We start from the raw sequence: 2,047 nt of genomic DNA, 5'->3' as shown, positions 1-2,047 counted from the left end.
CGCCAACGGCACGACCCTCAGCGTGGTGGTGCCGGCCCTGGCGCGCTCGGGTGCGGTCACCGTGCTGGGCAGCGGCACCAGCTTCAACTTGCAGGTCGTGCCCACGCTGCGCGGCGTCAGCGGTGACGTGGCCGCCGGCAATACCTTGCTGATCGAGGGAACGGGCCTCGTCAGTCCCGAGCTGTCGGTGACGGTCGGCGGGCGCCCGGTCGGCAACTTCAGCGTGAGGACGGTCTTCGACGGCAGCGGCACCAACCGCGACCAGCAACTGCTGACGCTGGTCGTCCCGACGGGGGCGGTCGGCAATGTGGTCACGGTCAGCACCGCCGGCGGAAGCAGCACCCTGCGGCGCGCCGCCGGGTCGACCGACCTGGGCATCCTGCCGCAAGGCGCCGATCCCTCCGACACGCTCGGCACGGCGGTGGCCCTCGGCCAGCTGCGCGATGCGCGGGCCGCGGCGACGGCAGTGGTCGGCGACGGCGCCTCCGGCAACCGCGACGTCGACTTCTACTCGGTGGTGCTGGACGCGCGCAGCGTGCTGCGCGTGACCGTGACGCCGAGCGACAACTATTCCAGCGTGCGGATCTTCAATGCGGCCGGCGTGGAGCAGGCCTTGCGCTACTTCGGTCCCAACGACGGCAACCCGCTGGTCTTCTCGGCGCCTGCCGCGGGCAGCTACTACATCGGCATCAGCGGCTACGGCAACGTCACTTACGACCCGGCCGTCGCCGGCAGCGGCACCGGCTCCGGGTACACCGGCAACTACCAGCTGAACTTCGAGGCGCAGCGGGAAGGCAGCAGCCACCTCAACGCCATGACGGGCAGCGCGGGCAGCGGCACCGCCGCCCAGGCTGCATTGCCCTCGGCCAATACCGGCCAGACCCTCACGCTGGCCGGCGCGGGGATGACGGCCTCCGACCGGGTGGTCTTCAGCACCGTCGACAGCAACGGCTCGCTCGGCGAAGTGTCGGTGACGCCGGCTTCCTTCGACCTGGCCTCGCAGACGCTGACGGTGATCGTCCCGAACAACGCCACCACCGGGACGGTCCGGCTGGAGCGCGACGCGGTGGGCTTGTTCCTGCAGGTGGTTCCCACCCTCACGGACGTGTTCATGTATCCGGGTGGCGGCTTCGTCGGCAACAACCTCACCTTGAGCGGCACCGGTTTTGCCGAGGCGGCGACGAGCGTGCGCTTCGGTGCGCAGCAGGTGGACGATCGCACGCCCAACTATGGCGTGGACGTCTACGGGTCGGGCCAGGAAAACTCGCGCTTGAACCTCTCCCTGCCCGCCACCTCGCCGGCGCTGCCGGTGGGGCCGATCCGCGTGAGCACGGTCGGTGGCACGAGCGCGGCCTACGGTTTGAGCCTCACGGGCATCGTGGCCGTGCCGGCTTCGGGCGTGCGGACCGATGGGTCGGCAGCCGGCGCACTGCCCGGCCAGGCCATCACGCTGCAGGGCAGCTTGTTCGATGCCAGCACCGACATCGTCTTCGAGACGGTCGACGCCTCCGGCAACCGCGGCGACGTGGTGGTGCGGCCCAACAACGTGAGCGCGGACGGTAGCCAGGCCCAGGTGCTGGTGCCGGTCAATGCGGTGAGCGGAACGGTGCGCTTGGTCGGTGACGTCAACGGCGCGGCCTTGCACCTCCAGGTCGTTCCGGCGATCACCGACGTGCAGGTCGAGTCGGTCGCGGGCGACGGTTCCTACGCCAACGTGCTCGTGGCGGGCCTGGGCTTCGTGGAAGGATCGGCCAGCGAATATCGCTTCGGCAATCTGGTCGTGCTCGATGGCGGGGTCAACACGGGCCCCGACGTGTTCGGCCGCGGCGACCCGTTCTACGGCTACGTGCCGAACGGTTACGTGCGGGTGACGGTGCCCTTGAGCGACGGTGTGTTCGGGCCGGTGAGCATCCGCACGGCGGGCGGCACGAGCGCGAGCTACAGCGTGAACCTGTCCTCGGTGACGAGCACGGCGCTGCGCGGCACGGCGGCGAACGCGGGCGAGGCTTCGGCCAATGCAGGCCAGGCGATCATCTTGAACGGCACG

1 pseudogene is annotated in these 2,047 nt (G+C 70.2%); it reads left to right on the top strand.

The annotated features are described in order from the left end of the window. Window positions 1-2,047: pseudogene (locus LZ009_RS24135) on the top strand (hypothetical protein); the annotation flags it as partial.

The sequence above is a fragment of the Ramlibacter paludis genome (assembly GCF_022012305.1).
In the GTDB taxonomy this organism is placed as follows: domain Bacteria; phylum Pseudomonadota; class Gammaproteobacteria; order Burkholderiales; family Burkholderiaceae_C; genus Ramlibacter; species Ramlibacter paludis.
This window is presented reverse-complemented; position numbering and strand designations above follow the sequence as displayed.